This window comes from Burkholderia sp. PAMC 28687, assembly GCF_001577465.1.
Classification (GTDB): domain Bacteria; phylum Pseudomonadota; class Gammaproteobacteria; order Burkholderiales; family Burkholderiaceae; genus Caballeronia.
The window spans coordinates 714,016-732,767 of record NZ_CP014507.1 but is presented as its reverse complement, the minus strand read 5'-3'; the positions used below and the strand labels follow the sequence as shown (position 1 = coordinate 732,767).

The window sequence follows — 18,752 nt, the reverse complement described above, 5'->3', positions numbered from 1 at the left end:
TGAATGTTTGATCTGAAAAGCGCTCCATGTCTTTATCCGAACCTGTCAAGATCGGGCTGCTCTGCTCGACTACCGGTGCAACTGCGCCGCTGGAGATGTCGCAATGGCGAGGTTCGATCCTGGCCGTGGAGGAGATCAATCAGCGCGGCGGTGTAGCAGGGCGTGAGTTGTCGGTCGTGCACTACGATCCGGGCTCGGACTCCACACGCTTTCGGGCGCTTGCAGAAAAGCTGATTCTCGACGACGGCGTCAACGTGATCTTTGGCGGTTACACGTCGTCGAGCCGCAAGGCGATGTTGCCCGTCGTGGAGAAACATAATCGTCTGCTGATTTACTCGCAGCAATACGAAGGTTTCGAGTTTTCCGAGAACATCATCTATAGCGGCGCTTCACCGAACCAGAACGGCTTGCAGCTTGCAGACTTCATGACGTCGACCTACGGCGCGCGGTGCTACATGGTCGGATCGCGCTACGTGTATCCCTATGAATGCAACCGGACAATGCAGGAACTGTTGCTGCAGCATCCCGACGGCGCAATTCTCGGCGAACGGTATCTGGATCTGAACGCACCGTTCGAACATTTCGCCGATGTCGTCGCGGACATCCGGAAGAAACGCCCCGACTTCATTTTCTGCACGGTGATAGGGCGTACCGTGCCATATCTCTACCAGGCATTCGCGCATGCGGATCTGGATCCGGCGCGCATGCCAATAGGCAGCCTGAATACATCGGAAACCGAAATATCGTTGATGGAACGTGGCGTCGCGACCGGACATATCACTGCGGCGCCGTATTTTCAAAGTATCGGCACGCCTGAAAACAGGACAGCGCTCGCGCGCCATACAGAGCGGTTTGGACGCCAGCATCCCACCGACATGAACTGGGAGGCGGCGTACTACCAGATGCACATGTATGCAAATGCCTTCAATAAGGCAGGCTCGGACGATATCGGTACGATCATGCCGCATTTGCTTGGCGCGCAATTCGCAGCGCCGCAAGGGCTTGTGCATATCGACCGCGTCAATCATCACATGGCGCTGTATCCGCGGATCGGGCGCGCGGAAAGCGACGGGCAGTTTTCCATCCTGCGCGAATCGGCCAGCGCGGTGCCCCCGGACCCGTACATGGCATCACAGAGCCTGGGCGACTGGGTGACGAAGCTCAGCACGCGGGAGTACTGACGTGACGTCACAACGTGAGGGTCGACAACGCAGCCTGACCGGTTCGGTACTGAACCGGGGACTGTCTGTCGTCGTCTTTCATCCCGACGACAACGACGGCGCGACCCTCACCAATCACCTGAAGCGCATGGGCTTTCAGGTGACGGCATTCTGGCCGCCGCTCGAAGTGCTGCCGGACAAGGTCGACCTGGTTTTTCGCGCGCTGATTCCGGAAGAGCAGGCGCCCAGGGATGCATGGCTCGGGCCGGAAGCGCCACCGGTGATATCGATCATCTCCTATGAAAATCCAACGTTTATCGACCAGGCTTTGAAGATGGGCTCGAACGCGATCATCACGACGCCAATACGTGCCTCAGGCTTGCTGGCAACGGTCGTGTTCGCCATGCAGAATGCCAGGCAAAACCGGCAGATGACGGAGCGGATCGCGAGCCTCGAGCAGAAGGTGAACGGTGCGCGGCATCTCAACGAGGCCAAGTCGATCCTGATGGCAATGCATCAGATATCGGAAGCTGAAGCTTATGAAATTCTCCGCGGCCAGGCGATGGCCAAGCGCGTCAGCGTCGACGACATGTGCCACTCGATTATCCAGGCGGGCGAATTGCTGAAGGTGAAACGCACGGCCATCAAGCCCTGTCCCGACGATACACATACCCAGCCGGACCTTTAAAGGACCCAAAATGGATTTGCAGCTAAGAGGACTGAAGGCGATTGTCACGGGCGGCACCAAAGGCATTGGGCTGGCGATTGCGCAAACACTGGCAAAGGAAGGGGCAATGGTTGCGATCTGCTCGCGCGACGCGCAGGCCGCCGAGCAGACGGCTACATCCCTTGGCGCTTTGAGCGGGAGCGCGGCGCTGGGAGCGGGCATTGACGTAGCCGACGGCGCAGCGCTCAAGCAGTGGGTGGAAGACGTTGCACAGCACTGGGGCGGCCTCGATATCGTCGTTGCAAATGTGAGCGCGCTTTCCATCACGAACGACATTGAATCGTGGCGCAAGCAGTTCGAAACGGACATGCTCGGGACGGTCAACCTGGTCGATGCCGCCATGCCTTATCTCGAAGCCAGTCAAGCCGCTTCGATCGTTGCCATCTCGAGTGTTTCGGGTCGGGAAGTGGACTTTGCCGCGGGGCCGTACGGCACGTTCAAGGCGGCGATCGTGCATTACGTGCAGGGCCTTGCTTACCAGCTTGCGGCGAAGGGAATTCGAGCAAACACAGTGTCGCCGGGCAACGTCTATTTCAAGGGCGGCGTCTGGGACTGGATCGAGAACAACAATCCGGCGCTCTATGCGGAAGCGCTTGCGCTCAATCCGACCAAGCGCATGGCGACGCCACAGGAAATCGCGAACGCGGTCGCGTTTGTTGCAAGCCCTGTTGCGAGCTTTGTCAGCGGCACGAACCTCGTGGTAGACGGTGCACTGACGCGGGGCGTGCAGTTATAAGCAGGACGTGAGCGCGATCGCCGCGTCTTCGGAAAAGCCTTTCGCCGGCCGGATCTCATCTGTCGGCGACCGGTTCTGTTCTGGCATTTCGACGCAGCACATCTGCCGAAACACCGAACGTCCGAAGGAAAGCGCGGCGCATGCGCTCCCTGTCTGCAAAGCCCGTTTCATCGGCTACCACATTGAGCGTGTGCCGGCCTTGCTCGATCATGAATCTGGCAGCCTCGAGCCGAAGCTGTTCCACCGCTTTTGCCGGTGGCACACCAGTCTCAGCCACAAAGGCCCTGCTGAACTGGCGAGGACTGAGATTGGCCACGGCCGCCAGCTCCCCGACCGTCAGCGGACTGCGCAGATTGCTCCGGATGTGCACGAAGACCGATTCGATGCGATCGGACTTGGGCGTCATGTCGAGCAGTGCCGAATGCTGCTTCTGTCCACCTAGCCGACGCTGATTCATGACGAGAAGCCTGGCAACCGTTTTTGCGGCGTCGGGGCCGAGGTCATGGTCGATCAACGCCAACACAAGGTCGATCCCGGCGGTCATTCCCGCCGAGGTCCAGACAGGGCCATCGTTGACGAAAATCCGGTCTTCGTCTGTTGCGACCTCGGGGAAGCGTGCCCTGAACTCGGCCGCATGTGCCCAGTGCATGGTTGCACGCCGGCCATTCAACAGGCCGGCCTCGGCGAGAACGAATGCCCCGCTGCAAATCGAGGCGATCCGTCTGGACGCTTTGGCCGCTTCCTGCACGAACGCGATCATTGCTGGTTCGAATGGCGGCATTTTCAGCTCGGTGATCGAACCGACGATGACCGTGTCGAAGCAGGGATCGCCAAACTTTTCGGTTTCCAGTGTCATTCCGGCCGACGAACGCACCGGTCCGCCATGTTCTGACAGCAGATGAATGTCGTAGCACTCGCCGGTCGGGGGCAGGTTCGCTATTTCGAACGCCGTAAGCGCCGCGAGGCTCATCAGCTGAAACCTCTGAGGCACGATGAATCCTATCCGATGCATCTTTCCTCCAGCAGTCTGAAAGTTCCGCAGATGGCGACAGGGCGGCCACGTGCTTCGCTCGCCGCTGCAAACGTCTTAAATGGTGGCAATTACGACATGCATCGTAACGGCCGGACGCGTTAAGGTACAAGCGCTTTCCCTGTTCACCTTGTACCGGCCGAAAGGAACGCCATCATGTCGAAGATTCTTCGAGCGGGCTCCGTACAGATAGCGCCCGTCCTCTACAGTCGGGAAGGCGCGGTCGACAAGGTCGTTCGAAAAATCCTGGAGCTGGGCAAGCAGGCCGTTCAGTTCGCGATTTCCGGCAGATCTACAAGAGGAAGCGCATGATGGATTTGCGCGGGCATTGCAGTCGTCCGGACGTGCTCGGGCTCGCGATTGACCGGACTGCATTCCGTCTAAATTAAACACATGCCTACCGTGTCACTGTCGGCCGTTTTTATCGCCTATCTTGTGCTGGTCGACGCCGCGGCTGCGATCGCTGTATGCGTGAGGCTCGGCTCTCGCGAAGCGACCACGACGCTGGGTTTTATCGCGATCTGGTTGGTATTTGGTGGCTGGATGGGCGTGACAGGTATCGTGGGGCGGCATGCGAACACATTCCCTCCCGGCATCGCGCTACTCACGCTGCCGGTGCTGGCCGCGGTGCTGGCTGTCGTGCTGACCCGAGGCGGCGCCATGCTCGCCGAGCAGATTCCGCTTGGTGTCCTGATCGGATTTCAGGTATTTCGCGTCGGCGTGGAAATGTTCCTGCATCGTCTCTGGAGTCTTGGCCTGGCGCCGAAACTGATGACCCTCGAGGGCGGCAACATCGAGATAGTAGTGGCTGTTACCGCGCCCGTAGCCGCATGGCTCGCATCGCGCGGTACGGCTGGTCGCCGGATCGCATGGGCGTGGAATGTCATCGGAATAATTTCGCTGGCGAACATCGTCGCGCGTGCCGTGTTGACGGCGCCAGGACCGCTTCGACTGATCGATGCAGATCCGCCCGACACGGCAATCCTGATGTTCCCGTACACGTTCATTCCGGGGTTCTTCGTGCCCCTGGCGCTGGCCTTACATATCCTCGCGTTTCGAGCGTTTCGTCCGGGCGCGACCAAAGTACGCAAGCAGCGACTATCCGGCTGACGCGACAAGTCGATAGCCGAATCGCGATCGAAATTCCAGCCGGACAACTTTTCCCCAACATGCAGGAGTGGAGACAAATGAACTTCCATGACGACATGCTCGAACGTAACGCCAGCTTTTCCACAACGGGCTTTAAGCCTGACCTCAAGATGATGCCGTCGACAGGAACGATCGTCGTGGGCTGCGTCGACCCGCGTGTCGATCCCGCGAACGTGCTGGGCCTGAAGCTGGGCGAAGCGGCGGTGATTCGTAATGTCGGCGGCCGGGTCAACAATGCGTTGCTCGAAACGTTGGCAGTGCTGAGCGTTGTAGGAGCCGCGGCCGGACGTCCCGGAGGGCCACGCAATCTCGTTCTGCTTCAGCATACTGATTGCGGCATCATCGGCTGCTACCGGCATGCACCTGCGGTGCTCTCCAAGTATCTCGACGTCGAGTCAGCCGCTCTGGACGATATGGCGATCACGGAGCCCCACAAGGCCATCCTCCTCGATATCGCGACACTGAAGACGCGTCTCGAGCTTCCAGACGGCCTGATGCTGTCGGGTCTGGTCTATGACGTGAAAACCGGCCTGGTCGAGACTGTGGCGGCCCCAGCGCCTCTGCGGACGCCCGCCGCTTAGCGACGGTGTGCGAATCGGCACGAGCAGGTCCCGCATAGCGAGCAGGCCGGCACTCGTCCGAACTACCGGTCGCTTCAGTCTCGGCGCGTGACAGTCCTGCCGATGAACTCTTCTATTGGAGTATGAGATGAACCCTGATTTATACCTGGTCACAGGCGCCACTGGAGACACGGGCAGCGCCGCCATTGCGGAGTTGCTGTCGAAGGGCGCTCGCGTGCGGGCGCTCGTGCATCGCGAAGACGAGCGTGCGTCCGCGTTGCGCGAGAGAAACGTCGAGATCGTCATGGGCGACCTGCTGGACAGTCATGCTGTGCAAGCGGCGCTGCAGGGTGTCGCTGGCGCGTATTTCGTGTACCCGGTCATGCAAGCGCGGCTCATCGATGCGACAGCCTATTTCGCGCATGCGGCAAAGCTTGCGGGCGTTCAGTCGATCGTCAATATGTCGCAAATCTCGGCCAAGGACGACGCGCGCAGCCAGGCTGCGCTCGCCCACTGGTATGGCGAGCGCGTGTTCGATTGGGCCGGTGTTCCGACAACGCATCTGCGTCCGACGTTCTTCATGGAATGGCTGACGTACGGTTTCCAGTTGCCGCTTATCGCCAACCACGACTTGCTTCGTGTGCCCGCAGGCACCGGCCGGCACGCGCCGATCGCCGCTGCCGACCAGGGCCGCGTGATCGCCAGTATCCTTCTGGATCCCGCGCCTCATGCGGGCAAAACCTATCCGCTGTTCGGTGCTGAAGAAATGAATCACGAGGCGTTGGCGAAGGCGGTGGGCAAAGCGCTCGGCCGACCGATCCGTTACGAGGACGAGAGCTTCGAGTCGTTCGAAGCACGGCTCACGCAGCTCGGCCTGTCAGCGCATTTCATTCAGCACATCGCTTCAGTGTATCGGGCTTATCGGGCGGGCGAGTTCGCAGGCACGAACGACAATGTCGAACGAATTACCGGCAGGAAGCCAATGTCAGTGAGCGATTACGTGACTGCGAACCGCGCGGTTTTTCAGGGGGAAAAAGAGCAATAGCTTTTTCCATGCGATGAACCCGAAGAATTCGAGCATCGTTTGTCGCCGCGCGCCTCCCACTTCGCGCGGCTTTTTTCACTTCGCGGCGAGCGCGGGGTGCTTGAGCAGAAGAGCCGCAGCCGGCGCCGATGAAGCGGGGTTTTGCCCCGTGATCAGCAACCCGTCGCTGACGACGTAGGGCGCCCAGTCATCGGACTTCGAATATACGCCGCCCTTCGCCTTGAGTTCGTCTTCCACGAGGAACGGCACGATATCGGTCAGCCCGACTGCAGCTTCCTCTGAGTTTGTGAAGCCGGTCACTTTCTTGCCTTCGACCAGCGGCTTGCCGTTCGCCGACCTGACGTGGCGAAGGACGCCTGGGGCGTGGCAGACCAAGGCGACTGGCTTTCCAGCGGCGATGAACGATTCGATCAACGCAATCGAGTTCTTGTCTTCGGCGAGGTCCCACAGGGGACCGTGACCGCCTGGGTAGAAGACTGTATCGAAGTCCGACTGCGAGACGCTGTCGAGGCGCACGGTGGTCGCGAGTTGCGCCGTTGCCTGCGAGTCGGCTTCAAAGCGATGCGTCATTTCGGTCTGGTTCGCGGGCTCGTTGCTTTTCGGGTCGAGCGGCGGCTGGCCACCCTTGGGCGAAGCCAGCACGATGTCCACGCCGGCGTCCTTGAACGCGTAATAAGGCGCTGCCAGTTCCTCGAGCCAGAAACCGGTCTTGCGGCCGGTGCTGCCCAATTGGTCGTGCGAGGTCAGAATCATCAGTACTTTCATGGTGTTTCTCCGTCGGGTGAGTAAGTGAATCGGTATAGCGCTAACGGTTGTAGTAGACCAGTCGTCTATAAAATGAGCCTAAAAAAGCACCTCCGGAAAGGTGCACTTGCCGCGCCGATCTTTCAGGTGGCAAGGTGAAGCATCTGCTGCGTTGTCGTCGTTGCCATTGCGAAGGGCTGCACATTGCGAACGATCTTGACCATGATACTGGCGCCCAGCCATAGCTGGTAGAGGCTTTGCGCAACGTTCTGCGGGTCACCCTCAATTGCAAGCGATCGTTCCGTCACGCCAGTCTCGATAGCGCGCGCCAGCCGGCTGACGATGCCTGCCGTGCCGCGATTCAATGCGGCACGCATTGCTTCCGACATGTCCGCCACTTCGGCGCCCAGCTTGACCGCAAGACATTTGCCCTGGCAGTCATAGAACGATTGCGTTTCCTGCCAGATGCGGAAGTAGTCCGCCAACCGCTGTGCCATATCCAGACCGGGCTGAGCAAGCGTCCGGTCGAGATCGTCCAGATAGTCCTCGAAGTAACTCTCGAGCAGCGCCACGCCGAACGCATCTTTCGAACCGAAGTAATGATAGAACGATCCCTTCGGCACGCCGGCCTCCGAAAGAATTTCATTCAGGCCAACGGCAGAAAACCCTTTGGCGCCGATCAGCCGTTGACCGACGGCGATGATGTTCTCGCGGACGTCGGTGGTTTCAGATGTGTTTGCAGTGGCCATGTACGGACTATAACGCGTAGTAGACCAGTCGTCTACGAGTAGTTTAAAAAAAGTGTCTTGACGTTTGCGAGGACAGAGGCAGGCCATCAGCCCCAAGTCGCCGTTCATAATGCGCTTTTCGGCCATATAAAATAGGGTGGCGCTTCCCGCAGGTTGCGAACCTCGTCGGTCATTGCCTATCTTGGTGCGGGTTCATGCGCGTTCAGTTTCGCTCGTCGACGACGCTCGTGGAAATCGCGAAAGCTGTAATCCATCGTTCGCAAGCGTTCCAAGCCTCGCGCTATCTAGCGTCACTATCGACTGGCTTCGGCCTGTCTTCACATTCTCGCCAGGAAAGCTTCATGCTGAAAATCCATCACCTCGGTCATTCTCAATCGGAACGTGTCGTCTGGCTTTGCGAAGAACTCGGCGTTCTTTACGAGCTCGAAAAATACACGCGAGACGCGGTCACCCGCCTTTCGCCGCCGGAACTGAAAGCGCTGCACCCGCTCGGCGCTGCGCCGCTTGTCGAAGTCGAAGGTATGTTGCTCGCTGAGTCGGCCGCTATTGTCGAATTCATTCTTGCGCGCTATGGGCACGGACGATTGCAGCTTGCGCCCGACCATCCGGATTTTGCCGCCTACCTTTACTGGTTCCATTTCGCCAATGGAAATCTTCAACCGGTGATGGGACGATCGATGATGGTGGGACGCTGCGGCCTGGCGCCCGATCATCCGATTCAGGCATCGGTGCAAGAACGGCTGGACAAGGTGCTCGCGCTGCTCGACGCGCGGCTCGCGCAGAACGATTATCTGGCTGGAAGCGACTTCACCGCCGCCGACATCATGAGCGTGTTCTCGCTGACCACCATGCGCCTGTTTCATTCTGTCGACCTTACGCCTTATCCCTACATACTCGCGTATCTGCAGCGCATCGGCGCACGGCCCGCATACCAGCGGGCGATGGCTAAAGGCGATCCGGACTTGACGCCGTTGCTTACTTGAAGCGGGTCGACGCTTGCTCAAACTGGCCGTAATTGTTGAGCTTGCTCAGCCGGGGCATGTCATCCCAACTTGGTCAATTAACTTGGGACTCTGCGCGCACCGTCCAACGGACGACGCGTCAGCCTGGATAGCGGAGGTGTCGTCCGGTGCGGCAGATAGTGGAAGCCGGTGTCAAGGTGGAGAAGATGGATAAGACTCATGCTTTGACTCGCTTCGGATTCAAACGTTGTGCAGAACACCTTGGTGGGCAAATCGCCGGGTCTGGAAATGACAAGCGGCCATTGTCCAATGCATTCAGAGTAACTACAGCACCGGAATGGAAACGAACTACGTAGATCGTCGCGCGCCCGGGTTCCCGGATGAGCGAAATGGCTTTAATCTGGGACTTGACTGAATGACTGCTTTGTATGGATTTGATTGACCGTTTCGGGTCGGCCTGCGTCCGATGTGTCGGGCTGTGGACGCCTTGGACAAGTCTCCAGGACCCGAGCTCATAGACGTATGCCTAATTGATTACCCGTACCGAACTTAAAGAGAGATGTTTCGCAGTTGCCGGCGACGTTGATGAGACGGTCCCGCCATTCGTGCCCAGACTCACCTTGAGCGCTTCGGTCCCACGACGCAACCATGCCTTGACCGTCCCAAGCGGTACGGTCATTTCCTCCGCTATCTCCCTGTGCGTTAAATCATGAAAGTACGCTAGCTCCAATGCACGCCTCTGATTGGTTTGGAGGAAGTTCATGCATGTTGCCAAGTGTCGCGCTTGCTGATTCAAGGCCGCAAGTTCACAGGGATCAAGTGTTTCAGCCGTCAAGATTTCGTCAAGTTTATCGCTCCACTCTATCTCCGGCCCCGCAGAGGATTTGCGTCGTCTTAAATAGTCGAAGGTGCGACTTCTAACAATCACCGCCATCCACGCCATTGGCGGGGAAACGCTGCTGTTATAGTCAGGAGCGGACTTCCAGACGCTGACGAATGTGTCTTGTAGTACTTCTTCAGCAAACTCCCTGCGTCGCAGTATGCGAAGTGCGATCACAAGCAGGTATGGAGAGGTAAGTTCGTAAAGAGTCCTTAGCGCTTTTACATCGCGGCTTGAAATGCGTTCGAGAAGTTGGACAAGTACAGCGGCACCCGGATCAACAGGGAATATGGTTTGCATTGCGATCTCGTGTGAGGAGACAGCGATGCTGCCGCGCAAACATCATGATTTGTCCCCGAAAACACATGTCGCAACCGCCGTGCCCGCAAGAAGCCTGGATCCAGTTTAGAACCCTTGCCGGACGGTCTGTTGAAAACCCGCGCGACGTCGGTCGCTTGCGAAGCGTCTGCTTGTAGCACGCGCCAAGCCTGTATTGCAGCGACCGCATGCAAGCGAAAACGCGTTATTGCAACATACGACCAACACGCTAAGCGTTGAAGCTCAGTGACAAGCGCCATCGAATACGCCATACACGGCGTTCCTGTGCAACGAGAGCGCATCGCTTTTGTTCGATGCGAGACTGGAGACGAGCGGCTTGAGGTATGAACCGAGCCGTAATAGAAAAATTGGGATCTGTTGTTGCAACTGGCCGTCGACGATTGGACGTTGATTTCGTGCCGCCTAGAGAGCATCCCTAGACCTCTAGCCCGCGCAACTTCGTCGCCATGCAAGTGGACAGACGTGGTTGGGAACAACGGGTGACGCAACTGGTCTCTGACAGGTGCGAATTGCGCGCGGCGTCAAGGCTTGCGAGTGCGTGCGTTCGCAGCTTCAGCGGATCGACGACGGGTGATGTGCGAGCGCCGTCACGTTCATCGTCATGTATGGAAACAACGGCAATCCGGAAAGGATCGCATGCAGTTCGTCGTGTGAGTCGACGTCGAAAACGCTGTAATTCGCATACTCGCCAACAACGCGATGCAGTTGCTGCCACTTCCCGGAGCGTTGCAGTTCTTGCGAGTAGGCTTTTTCTCGTGCCTTGATCTCGTCGGCCTGAGCCGTTGGCATATCGAGTGGCAGGTGTACATCCATTCTCACGAGATATAGCATGAGTTTCTTATCGTCCAAAGGTACAGGGTTGTGGGCTTAATTGCGTTTGTCGCGCCGGTAGAAAGCGAGCTTTTCCTCATCGATATGAAGACCCAGCCCCGGCCCCTCCGGCAAATGCAGATCGAAGTCGCGGTATTGGGGACGCGCGGTGACGATGTCGTCTTTCAACAAAAGGGGGCCGAACAACTCCGTGCCCCAGTCAAGTTGGGGAAGCGCGCTGAAGCCGTGGGCTGACGCAACCGACCCGACGCTGCCTTCAAGCATGGTTCCGCCATACAGGGACACGCCGGCTGCATCGGCGATGGCGGCAGTGCGCATCATTGCGTAGATGCCGCCGGATTTCGCAATCTTCAATGCGAACACGTCCGCGCATGCACCGCGCACGAGTTCGAGGGCGTCCTCCGGGCCGGTCACTGCTTCGTCGGCCATGATGGGAACAATGAAGCGCGACGCAAGTCTGGCGAGCGCTCCACGTTGTTCTCGTGGAGTGGGTTGCTCGATGAGGTCGACGCCCGCAGCTTCGAGCGCCTCGATCCCCAAGGTTGCGTCGACCTCGCTCCATGCCTGGTTCACATCGACGGTGACCTTGGCTCGGCCGCCAAGTGCGGCCTTGATTTTCGATACATGCGCCACATCCTCACGAACGCCGCGCCGGCCGATCTTCAGTTTAAAGGTGTTGTGACGACGTTCGGCAAGGAGCATTTCCGCTTCCTCGATATCGCGTTGGGTATCGCCACTCGCGAGCGTCCACAGGACCGGAAGTGTCTTGCGCACAGCGCCACCCAGCAGCGTTGAAACCGGAACGCCCAGGCGCTTGCCCTGAGCGTCCAGCAAGGCCGTTTCCAGTGCGCATTTGGCGAACCGGTTGCCCCGTGCGACCTTGTTCAACTTTAGCATTGCACCGTTGACATTGGTCGCATCCATTCCGATCAGCGCAGGTGCGAGGTAGGTGTCGATGGTCAGCTTGATGCCCTCGGGACTCTCCTCACCGTAAGCGAGGCCGCCAATGGTGGTGGCTTCGCCAAGACCCTCGATATCATCGCTCGAACGCAGGCGCACAATGACAAGCGTTTGCTGCTGCATCGTCGCCATTGCCAGTTGATGCGCGCGAATGGTCGGAAGGTCGACCAGGATTGCTTCGACGGAGATGATTTGGGCATTCATGGCGGATGGGCAAAGTTTATGAGTTGCTCAAGTATTACGCGCCCCATGATCCCGTGTCCAACACCGTCGACGTCTAGTGCCATACCTCTGCGGTATGACGAGCATCAGCCCCCGGAGCCGGTGCGGGGTACGTAGGGTATGTGTTCCTCTTCGTAGAGCCGGTAAATAAGCTCCAGAATTTCCTTGATGTCTTGCGACTCGTCAAGCAAGCGCGTGCTCATGATGATGGGCGATACAAGGGTGGGATCATCCAGTTCCTTATAGCTCACGTCGCTGCGTTTCAGGCCATGCACGCTGCTCGGCACAACAGACACCCCTTCGCCGGCGGCTACCAGCCCGAGCGCGACTTGCAGTTCCCGCGTTTCATAAATCCGGTGAGGCTTCAGACCCCTGTCCTGGAATGCGGAGAGGACCTGGTCGGCGTAACTAGGTCTCGGCGTTTTCGGAAAAATGATCAGCGTCTCGTTCACCAGGTCCCGAAGCGCGAGGATGGGCTTGCTCATGGAAAGCGCATGCCCTTCCGGCAAGGCGACGATCATCTTTTCCTCGCGAAGCACTACTCGGCGTATGTTTGCGTCTTCGAGCCGGATACGGCCGAACCCGATATCGATGCGCCCGTCTTTAAGCGCCCTGAGTTGGTCCATTGTCGACATCTCGTGGAGACTCAACTCGACCGTCGTGTTTTCATCCCGGAAACGCCGGATGATTTTCGGCAGCAGTCCATACAAGGTCGAGCCCACAAAGCCAACTGAAAGGCTACGCTCGATATTGCCGACCCGCCTCGTCATGGATTCGAGCTCGGCGGTTTGCGCCAGCAATTGCACGGCATGGAGATAGAAGAACTTGCCCGTTTCCGTGAGCTTCAACGGGCGCGAGTTGCGCTCGAACAGTTGCACTCCGAGTGTCTCTTCGAGTTGCTGTATCTGCCGGCTCAAGGGCGGTTGGGCCATGTGAAGCCGCTGGGCCGCTCGCGTGAAATTGCGCTCTTCGGCTACCGCTACGAAGTAGCGCAGATGCCGGAGTTCCATCTCGATACCTCCTTGATATAGCCCGATACTAAATCAGTGTTGGACGGGCCTTTCCGACTGGACTTATTCTGTTTTTACGCTCTGTTCAACGCCCGATTATACCTTTCAGGCATTCTGCAACTGCGTTGAAACAGGGGTTAACCCCCACCATAAGCACAAAAGATTCTGGAGAAGACAATGACGAAAGTTTTCGCTACGAAAGAAGCGCAAGACCTGTTGAAGGCTGCTGCCAACGTTGAGAGCCAGAGCGGCAATGCTCGCGCCAAACAGATTGTCGGCCGCCTGCTGAGCGATTTATTCAAGGCAATCGACGACCTCGATATGACACCCGATGAAATCTGGGCCGGCGTCAATTATTTCAACAAGCTTGGTCAGGATGGCGAAGCGGCGTTGCTCGCCGCTGGCCTCGGCATTGAAAAGTACCTCGACATTCGCATGGATGCTGCGGACAGGGAAGCCGAGATCAACGGGGGCACGCCGCGTACCATTGAAGGCCCGCTCTATGTCGCCGGTGCGCCAGTGCACGACGGGGTATCCAAGATCGACAGCGACCCCGATCAGGAAGCGGGCCCTCTGGTCATTCGTGGCACCGTGACCGGACTGGATGGCAAGCCCGTTGCAAATGCGATTGTCGAGTGCTGGCACGCCAACTCTAAAGGCTTTTATTCGCACTTTGATCCGACCGGAGCGCAGAGCGAATTCAACTTGCGCGGGGCGGTGAAAACGGGTGTCGACGGCAAGTACGAGTTTCGTACGCTGATGCCGGTCGGCTACGGTTGCCCGCCGCATGGCGCGACTCAGCAACTGCTGAACGTGCTCGCGCGCCACGGCAACCGTCCGGCGCATGTGCATTTCTTCGCCGGCAGCGACAAGCACCGCAAGCTGACCACGCAAATCAATATTGAAGGCGACCCGCTGATCTGGGACGACTTTGCCTATGCGACCCGCGAGGACTTGATTGCGCCTGTGGTCGAGAGGACCGGTGGCATTGCGCTCGGCCTCAAATCCGACGCATACCGGGAAATCGAGTTCAACTTTGCGTTGACGCCGCTCGTCCAGGGCAAGGACAACCAGGTCGTCCATCGTCCGCGCGTATCAGCTACGGCTTGATCGCCTGAAGCGGCTGCCCGGTATCGCTGCCGTCGCTTGATCCCTCGAAAAAAATCACTGACACCGGTGCACGGCTCCATGCTCGGAGCCTGCACAGGGAGAGCCTCTATGTCCGTAATCATCGAAAAGTCCGTGCTGCTGGATGAATTGCTGCACGCCGCCGTCCAGGACGACAAGCAGACTGGTGTATTTCGCTGCCGCCGCGATATTTTTACGAATGCCGATTTGTTCGAACTGGAGATGAAACACATCTTCGAAAACAACTGGGTGTATCTGGCGCATGAAAGTCAGATTCCCAACAATAACGATTACTACACCACATGGATTGGCCGTCAGCCAGTAGTCGTCTCGCGAGACAAGGCCGGAGAACTTCACGCGGTCATCAATGCCTGCGCTCATAAAGGCGCCATGATTTGCCGGCGCAAGCATGGCAACAAAGGCAGCTTTACGTGTCCGTTTCACGGCTGGACATTCGCCAACACCGGAAAGCTCTTGAAGGTGAAAGATGAGAAGACCACGCAATACCCCATTCAATTCAATTCGAACGGCTCGCATGACCTGAAAAAGGTACCGCGGTTTCAGAGCTACCGCGGCTTCCTGTTCGGCAGCCTCAATGCCGACGCCATGTCGCTGGAGGACCACCTCGGCGAGACCAAGGTCATCATCGACCAGATCGTCGATCAGGCGCCTCACGGGCTTGAAGTGTTGCGTGGCAATTCCTCGTACATCTATGACGGTAATTGGAAAATGCAGATGGAGAATGGATGCGATGGTTACCACGTCAGCACCGTGCACTGGAATTACGCCGCGACCATGGGCCGGCGCAAGGTCGATGGCACCAAGGCTGTCGATGCGAACGGCTGGAGCAAGTCGGTTGCCGGCGTGTACGGATTCGACAACGGTCACATCCTGCTCTGGACCAATTCGATGAATCCGGAAGTGCGCCCGGTCTATCAACAACGCGAAGAAATAAAGGCCCGGGTCGGCGGCATAAAAGCAGATTTCATCGTCAATCAAACTCGCAATCTCTGCCTGTATCCGAACGTCTTTTTAATGGACCAGTTCAGCACCCAGATTCGCGTGGTCCGTCCGTTGAGCGTTGGTCAAACTGAAGTCAGCATCTTCTGCTTTGCACCAAAAGGCGAGAGTGCAGCCGACCGCGCCACCCGCATTCGCCAATACGAGGATTTCTTCAACGTCTCGGGAATGGGCACCGCAGATGACCTCGAGGAGTTCCGCGCGTGCCAGGCCGGCTACGCAGGCACCACTGCACTGTGGAACGACCTCTCGCGCGGCGCTCCGTTGTGGGTCGATGGCCCGGACAGAAATGCGAAAAGCATGGGTCTCAACCCGCTCATCTCGGGTGAGCGCAGCGAAGACGAAGGGCTCTTTGTAACCCAGCACGAATACTGGGTAAGACTGATGCGCGATGCGCTGAAAAAGGAGCAAGGGGAGGCGGTCGTATGAGCTTCGACTACCACACCATATGCGCGTTGCTGTACCGTGAGGCGCGCTTGCTCGATGACCGCGAATGGGATGACTGGCTCGCCTGCTACACCGAGGACGTTACCTATTGGATGCCGGCGTGGGATGACGACGACCGGCTGACCGATGACCACGAGAGCCAGATCTCGCTGATGTATTACCCGGATCGCGGCGGCCTGGAAGACCGCGTGTTCCGTATCAAGACCGAACGCAGTGGTGCTTCCATGCCTGAACCGCGTACCAGCCACAACGTGACCAATGTCGAGGTGCTGGCCGAACGTGGCAACGAAGTGGACGTGCGTTACAACTTCAACACGCTGAGTCATCGATACAGGATCACCGACTATTTTTTCGGCACCATGTTCGTCACCTTGCGCAGGGTCGGCGACGACCTGTTGATTTCCAACAAGCGAATCGTGCTGAAGAACGACTATATCCGTCAGGTGCTCGACGTGTACCACGTCTGATGGCAAGCGCCGGTAATACATTTGCAGAAAAGGAGGCAACATGCCGAGCTACAACGTGGCACTCAACTTCGAGGACGGCGTCACTCGCTTCGTCGTATGCAAGCCGGGGGAGAAAGTGCTCGATGCAGCCTTCCGCGCGAAAATCAATCTGCCGATGGATTGCTCGGACGGTGTCTGCGGGACGTGCAAGTGCCGCGCTGAGAGCGGCAGCTACGACCTTGGCGACGATTACATCGAGGACGCGCTGAGCGATGACGAGAAGGACAGCGGGCTCGTACTCACGTGTCAAATGGTCCCGGAAAGCGATTGCGTGATCGCCGTGCCGGCATCTTCCACCGTCTGCAAGACCGGGAAGAGCACGTTTGCCGCGACAGTAACGAAGGTGGAACCGCATAACGACGCGGCCGTCGTTCTCGAACTGGAGGTGGACGGTGCGGCGCCCGCGTTCCTCCCGGGGCAGTACGTCAACATCGACGTTCCTGGCAGCGGCCGACACCGCTCGTACTCGTTTTCATCGCCGCCGGGTGAATCCAGAATCAGTTTCCTGATCAAGAAGATTCCGGGAGGCGTGATGACCACCTGGCTCGAATCGGCACAACCAGGCAACATGGTCGAGCTGACCGGGCCGCTTGGCAGCTTCTATCTGCGCGCCGTTGAGCGGCCGCTGCTATTCATTGCCGGCGGTACGGGACTGGCGCCGTTCCTGTCGATGCTGGAAGTGCTCGCGCGAGCCAACTCGCAACAACATGTTCACCTGATTTATGGCGTGACCCGAGACCTCGACCTGGTGCACGTCGACGCCATTGAGATGTACAGGAAGAAGTTGTCCAATTTCAGCTACGACACCGTTGTGGCCGATGCGGATTCAGCCCATCCCCGCAAAGGTTGGGTCACGCAGCATGTGCCGGCCGGGGCGTTGAATGATGGCGATGTCGATGTCTACCTGTGCGGGCCGCCGCCAATGGTCGACGCGGTGCGCAAGTATTTCGACGACAGCGGCGTGAAGCCTCGCAGTTTCCACTATGAGAAGTTCGCCCCCAATGCAGAACTGGAGACGGCATGACCATGAATAGATTCAAGGGCAAGGTCATGGTCGTCACCGGCGCGGCTCAGGGCATTGGGCGCGGCGTGGCGCTGCGTGCGGCCGCCGAAGGTGCCAGGGTGCTCTTTGTTGATCGGGCCGATTTTGTAGCCGAGATCGCCGCCGAGGCCAACGACGGGGAGACGGCTGGGTTTGTAGCCGACCTCGAGACCTATGCCGGTGCAGCCGCAGCACTGGCATTTGCAGTGCAGCGATTCGGCGGGATCGACATCTTGATCAACGGGGTCGGCGGCGCGATTCGCATGCGCCCCTATGCCGAGTTCGAACCGGAGCAGATCGATGCGGAAATTCGCCGCTCGCTCATGCCTACCCTGTACACCTGCCATGCCGTATTGCCGTACTTGCTTGAGCGCGGCGCCGGAACCATCGTCAATGTTTCCTCGAACGCCACGCGCGGCATACGCCGTGTCCCGTATTCGGCGGCCAAGGGCGGTGTCAACGCGATAACCCAGTCGCTCGCGATGGAGTACGCGGAGCGCAACATCCGCGTTGTGGCCACCGCGCCGGGCGGGACCGACGCACCCCCGCGCCGCGTCCCGCGCAACGCTGCCGGCGACAGCGAACAGGAAAAGACCTGGATGGACGAAGCGGTGCAGCAGGTCACTGAATCGACCTTTTTCAAACGATACGGCAGCCTTGAGGAGCAGGTTGCGCCCATTCTGTTCCTTGCATCGGACGAGGCCGGTTATATCACCGGCACGGTGTTGCCGGTCGCAGGCGGCGACACGGGCTGATCATCGCAACTATGTGGCAATCATTTTTATCGAGCTTCTCAGGTTCACGGGCGCGCAACGGGACTTTCAGATGCATCCCCTTCAAACCTTCAGCCTTTGTGCCAAACCCAGCGCCGCATCGCGCCCGGCTGCTCGCGACTTCGAGTCAACCTCGGAGCCGTATAAAGTCTTCTCTACGACGATGTCGTGGTGCTCCGTTATCCCCACCATCTCGTACCACGTGGACATATAGGCACCCTGGTGTTCAGCGAATGCGCCCAGCTCGGCGCCGCGCGCTGAGATCGTTACGCCTTTGACGCCAGTCAAAAGCCCCTGTAATCCACGCTCGTCAAAAGTGAACAGAAGGTCTTTCTGGCTCACCACGTCTATCAGGTGTTTCAGCCTGTACGGGATTCCGAAGTTCCACATAGGAACGCTGAACACGATCAACTGCGCGTTACGAAATCGGTCTGCCAATGCGGTTATCGCTTCCCATACCTCGACCTCCTGGCTTGTCCGCTCCCGGCCTTCCAACGCGGCATATTTAGCGCCCAAAGCATAGCCGTCGAATTCGGGAAGTTCAGTGCTCCACACGTCGAGGGTATCGACTGTACCGTTGCTATTTGCCGCGAGCCATGCGGTGATGAATGAATCCGCGACTTCGCGCGAAGCAGAACGCAACTCCCTTGGCGACCCTATCACGTGTAAGAGGCGGGGCGCGTGGTTAGCAGATGTTTGCGTTTGATCGGACTGGTCGGTCATAGGTTGTTC

General features: G+C 58.5%; 21 protein-coding genes. 13 read left to right on the top strand and 8 right to left on the bottom strand.

Annotated elements, in window-relative coordinates; all coding sequences use genetic code 11:
- The first annotated feature begins 26 nt into the window (after positions 1-26).
- From AX768_RS26215 to AX768_RS26205, 3 genes are read left to right on the top strand one after another with little or no spacing between them, the layout of a single operon-like run.
- Positions 27-1,181: a transporter substrate-binding domain-containing protein gene (locus tag AX768_RS26215; RefSeq protein ID WP_062003001.1), complete on the top strand. Its 1,155-nt coding sequence runs from the start codon at positions 27-29 to the stop codon at positions 1,179-1,181.
- Between the two features lies 1 nt (position 1,182).
- Positions 1,183-1,848: an ANTAR domain-containing response regulator gene (locus AX768_RS26210; RefSeq protein ID WP_062003000.1), complete on the top strand. Its 666-nt coding sequence runs from the start codon at positions 1,183-1,185 to the stop codon at positions 1,846-1,848.
- A 10-nt stretch (positions 1,849-1,858) separates the two neighbouring features.
- Positions 1,859-2,623, top strand: a complete 765-nt coding sequence (locus AX768_RS26205) for an SDR family NAD(P)-dependent oxidoreductase (RefSeq protein ID WP_062002999.1) — start codon at positions 1,859-1,861, stop codon at positions 2,621-2,623.
- Between the two features lie 55 nt (positions 2,624-2,678).
- On the opposite strand, the gene AX768_RS26200 is transcribed toward AX768_RS26205, so the two are convergent.
- Positions 2,679-3,635 (bottom strand): GlxA family transcriptional regulator, encoded by a 957-nt coding sequence (locus AX768_RS26200; RefSeq protein WP_062002998.1) that lies wholly within the window; start codon positions 3,633-3,635, stop codon positions 2,679-2,681.
- A 174-nt stretch (positions 3,636-3,809) separates the two neighbouring features.
- Between AX768_RS26200 and AX768_RS33005 the strand changes: the two genes are divergently transcribed.
- The 4 genes from AX768_RS33005 (at position 3,810) to AX768_RS26185 (ending at position 6,407) form a co-directional block, all read left to right on the top strand.
- A complete protein-coding gene (locus AX768_RS33005; RefSeq protein WP_231941616.1) occupies positions 3,810-3,965 on the top strand; it encodes a hypothetical protein in 156 nt (51 codons plus the stop codon).
- An 81-nt stretch (positions 3,966-4,046) separates the two neighbouring features.
- Positions 4,047-4,763 carry a hypothetical protein gene (locus AX768_RS26195; RefSeq protein ID WP_062002997.1) on the top strand — a complete coding sequence of 239 codons (717 nt, stop codon included), beginning with the start codon at positions 4,047-4,049 and terminating at the stop codon, positions 4,761-4,763.
- Between the two features lie 77 nt (positions 4,764-4,840).
- Entirely contained in the window at positions 4,841-5,383 is a 543-nt protein-coding gene (locus tag AX768_RS26190; protein ID WP_062002996.1) for a carbonic anhydrase, read from the top strand.
- Positions 5,384-5,510: 127 nt separating this feature from the next.
- Complete coding sequence (locus AX768_RS26185; protein WP_062002995.1) at positions 5,511-6,407, top strand: NmrA family NAD(P)-binding protein; 897 nt, start codon at positions 5,511-5,513, stop codon at positions 6,405-6,407.
- Positions 6,408-6,482: 75 nt separating this feature from the next.
- Here AX768_RS26185 and AX768_RS26180 read toward each other — a convergent pair whose 3' ends face one another.
- Both AX768_RS26180 and AX768_RS26175 read right to left on the bottom strand, forming a co-directional pair.
- Positions 6,483-7,172, bottom strand: a complete 690-nt coding sequence (locus AX768_RS26180) for a type 1 glutamine amidotransferase domain-containing protein (RefSeq protein WP_062002994.1) — start codon at positions 7,170-7,172, stop codon at positions 6,483-6,485.
- 122 nt (positions 7,173-7,294) lie between these two features.
- The gene (locus tag AX768_RS26175; RefSeq protein ID WP_062002993.1) at positions 7,295-7,900 is read right to left on the bottom strand and encodes a TetR/AcrR family transcriptional regulator; all 606 of its coding nucleotides are present in this window, start codon (positions 7,898-7,900) and stop codon (positions 7,295-7,297) included.
- Positions 7,901-8,241: 341 nt separating this feature from the next.
- On the opposite strand from AX768_RS26175, the gene AX768_RS26170 reads away from it, so the two are divergent.
- Positions 8,242-8,883, top strand: coding sequence for a glutathione S-transferase family protein (locus tag AX768_RS26170; RefSeq protein ID WP_062003687.1), 642 nt, complete (start codon positions 8,242-8,244; stop codon positions 8,881-8,883).
- 505 nt (positions 8,884-9,388) lie between these two features.
- On the opposite strand, the gene AX768_RS26165 is transcribed toward AX768_RS26170, so the two are convergent.
- The 4 genes from AX768_RS26165 to AX768_RS26150 form a co-directional block, all read right to left on the bottom strand.
- Positions 9,389-10,042 carry an RNA polymerase sigma factor gene (locus tag AX768_RS26165; RefSeq protein ID WP_082779093.1) on the bottom strand — a complete coding sequence of 218 codons (654 nt, stop codon included), beginning with the start codon at positions 10,040-10,042 and terminating at the stop codon, positions 9,389-9,391.
- Positions 10,043-10,633: 591 nt separating this feature from the next.
- Positions 10,634-10,912: a muconolactone Delta-isomerase gene (gene catC, locus AX768_RS26160; protein WP_062003686.1), complete on the bottom strand. Its 279-nt coding sequence runs from the start codon at positions 10,910-10,912 to the stop codon at positions 10,634-10,636.
- Between the two features lie 36 nt (positions 10,913-10,948).
- Entirely contained in the window at positions 10,949-12,076 is a 1,128-nt protein-coding gene (locus AX768_RS26155; protein ID WP_062002992.1) for a muconate/chloromuconate family cycloisomerase, read from the bottom strand.
- Positions 12,077-12,180: 104 nt separating this feature from the next.
- Positions 12,181-13,104 (bottom strand): LysR family transcriptional regulator, encoded by a 924-nt coding sequence (locus AX768_RS26150; RefSeq protein ID WP_062002991.1) that lies wholly within the window; start codon positions 13,102-13,104, stop codon positions 12,181-12,183.
- Positions 13,105-13,281: 177 nt separating this feature from the next.
- Here AX768_RS26150 and catA point away from each other — a divergent pair, with 177 nt between their 5' ends.
- The 5 genes from catA to benD all read left to right on the top strand — a co-directional run bounded on the left by catA (position 13,282) and on the right by benD (position 18,002).
- Entirely contained in the window at positions 13,282-14,214 is a 933-nt protein-coding gene (gene catA, locus AX768_RS26145; RefSeq protein ID WP_062002990.1) for a catechol 1,2-dioxygenase, read from the top strand.
- A gap of 108 nt (positions 14,215-14,322) precedes the next feature.
- Entirely contained in the window at positions 14,323-15,681 is a 1,359-nt protein-coding gene (locus AX768_RS26140; protein ID WP_062002989.1) for a Rieske 2Fe-2S domain-containing protein, read from the top strand.
- The gene (gene benB, locus AX768_RS26135) at positions 15,678-16,166 is read left to right on the top strand and encodes a benzoate 1,2-dioxygenase small subunit (RefSeq protein WP_062002988.1); all 489 of its coding nucleotides are present in this window, start codon (positions 15,678-15,680) and stop codon (positions 16,164-16,166) included. The genes AX768_RS26140 and benB overlap by 4 nt, the downstream gene beginning before the upstream one ends.
- 40 nt (positions 16,167-16,206) lie before the next feature.
- Positions 16,207-17,229 carry a benzoate 1,2-dioxygenase electron transfer component BenC gene (gene benC / locus AX768_RS26130; RefSeq protein WP_062002987.1) on the top strand — a complete coding sequence of 341 codons (1,023 nt, stop codon included), beginning with the start codon at positions 16,207-16,209 and terminating at the stop codon, positions 17,227-17,229.
- Positions 17,226-18,002, top strand: a complete 777-nt coding sequence (benD, locus tag AX768_RS26125) for a benzoate diol dehydrogenase BenD (protein WP_062002986.1) — start codon at positions 17,226-17,228, stop codon at positions 18,000-18,002. Before benC ends, benD begins: the two co-directional genes overlap by 4 nt.
- An 81-nt stretch (positions 18,003-18,083) precedes the next feature.
- Here benD and AX768_RS26120 read toward each other — a convergent pair whose 3' ends face one another.
- Positions 18,084-18,743: an FMN-dependent NADH-azoreductase gene (locus tag AX768_RS26120; RefSeq protein WP_062002985.1), complete on the bottom strand. Its 660-nt coding sequence runs from the start codon at positions 18,741-18,743 to the stop codon at positions 18,084-18,086.
- Positions 18,744-18,752 lie beyond the last annotated feature (9 nt).

Coding starts and splice junctions, on each gene's coding strand:
- AX768_RS26215 (WP_062003001.1), top strand. CDS start 27: ATGTCTTTATCCGAACCTGTCAAGATCGGGCTGCTCTGCTCGACTACC.
- AX768_RS26205 (WP_062002999.1), top strand. CDS start 1,859: ATGGATTTGCAGCTAAGAGGACTGAAGGCGATTGTCACGGGCGGCACC.
- AX768_RS26200 (WP_062002998.1), bottom strand. CDS start 3,635: ATGCATCGGATAGGATTCATCGTGCCTCAGAGGTTTCAGCTGATGAGC.
- AX768_RS33005 (WP_231941616.1), top strand. CDS start 3,810: ATGTCGAAGATTCTTCGAGCGGGCTCCGTACAGATAGCGCCCGTCCTC.
- AX768_RS26195 (WP_062002997.1), top strand. CDS start 4,047: ATGCCTACCGTGTCACTGTCGGCCGTTTTTATCGCCTATCTTGTGCTG.
- AX768_RS26190 (WP_062002996.1), top strand. CDS start 4,841: ATGAACTTCCATGACGACATGCTCGAACGTAACGCCAGCTTTTCCACA.
- AX768_RS26185 (WP_062002995.1), top strand. CDS start 5,511: ATGAACCCTGATTTATACCTGGTCACAGGCGCCACTGGAGACACGGGC.
- AX768_RS26180 (WP_062002994.1), bottom strand. CDS start 7,172: ATGAAAGTACTGATGATTCTGACCTCGCACGACCAATTGGGCAGCACC.
- AX768_RS26175 (WP_062002993.1), bottom strand. CDS start 7,900: ATGGCCACTGCAAACACATCTGAAACCACCGACGTCCGCGAGAACATC.
- AX768_RS26170 (WP_062003687.1), top strand. CDS start 8,242: ATGCTGAAAATCCATCACCTCGGTCATTCTCAATCGGAACGTGTCGTC.
- AX768_RS26165 (WP_082779093.1), bottom strand. CDS start 10,042: ATGCAAACCATATTCCCTGTTGATCCGGGTGCCGCTGTACTTGTCCAA.
- catC (WP_062003686.1), bottom strand. CDS start 10,912: ATGCTATATCTCGTGAGAATGGATGTACACCTGCCACTCGATATGCCA.
- AX768_RS26155 (WP_062002992.1), bottom strand. CDS start 12,076: ATGAATGCCCAAATCATCTCCGTCGAAGCAATCCTGGTCGACCTTCCG.
- AX768_RS26150 (WP_062002991.1), bottom strand. CDS start 13,104: ATGGAACTCCGGCATCTGCGCTACTTCGTAGCGGTAGCCGAAGAGCGC.
- catA (WP_062002990.1), top strand. CDS start 13,282: ATGACGAAAGTTTTCGCTACGAAAGAAGCGCAAGACCTGTTGAAGGCT.
- AX768_RS26140 (WP_062002989.1), top strand. CDS start 14,323: ATGTCCGTAATCATCGAAAAGTCCGTGCTGCTGGATGAATTGCTGCAC.
- benB (WP_062002988.1), top strand. CDS start 15,678: ATGAGCTTCGACTACCACACCATATGCGCGTTGCTGTACCGTGAGGCG.
- benC (WP_062002987.1), top strand. CDS start 16,207: ATGCCGAGCTACAACGTGGCACTCAACTTCGAGGACGGCGTCACTCGC.
- benD (WP_062002986.1), top strand. CDS start 17,226: ATGACCATGAATAGATTCAAGGGCAAGGTCATGGTCGTCACCGGCGCG.
- AX768_RS26120 (WP_062002985.1), bottom strand. CDS start 18,743: ATGACCGACCAGTCCGATCAAACGCAAACATCTGCTAACCACGCGCCC.